At 57.2% G+C, this 409-nt stretch carries 1 protein-coding gene; it reads left to right on the forward strand.

Annotated elements, in window-relative coordinates:
* Positions 1-61: 61 nt before the first annotated feature.
* On the forward strand, positions 62-409 hold a 348-nt coding region (murI, locus tag DUK53_RS17295; RefSeq protein ID WP_368665732.1), incomplete at its 3' end, for a glutamate racemase.

Raw genomic sequence — 409 nt, forward strand, 5'->3', positions numbered from 1 at the left:
GAGTACTACCTCACTGGCAGCTATACCTTCTAACGCCACTGCGGCTCCTCGCCCGACGGCGCTGGTTTTTGATTCCGGCGTCGGCGGGTTGTCAGTGTTTCAGGAGGTTCGGCAACTGCTGCCGGATCTCCACTATATCTATGCCTTCGATAACGTAGCATTCCCCTACGGCGAGAAATCCGAAGAGTTTATCGTTGAGCGCGTGCTGGAAATTGTCAGTGCGGTTCAGCAGCGCCATCCTCTGGCGATCGTCATCATCGCCTGTAATACCGCCAGTACCGTTTCCTTACCCGCACTGCGTGAACGTTTTGCTTTCCCGGTAGTGGGGGTGGTGCCTGCGATCAAGCCTGCTGCCAAACTGACCGCCAACGGTATCGTCGGTTTGCTGGCCACGCGCGGTACGGTTCAG

Source organism: Listeria sp. SHR_NRA_18, assembly GCF_003856515.1.
GTDB classification, from domain to species: Bacteria; Bacillota; Bacilli; order Lactobacillales; family Listeriaceae; genus Listeria_A; species Listeria_A newyorkensis.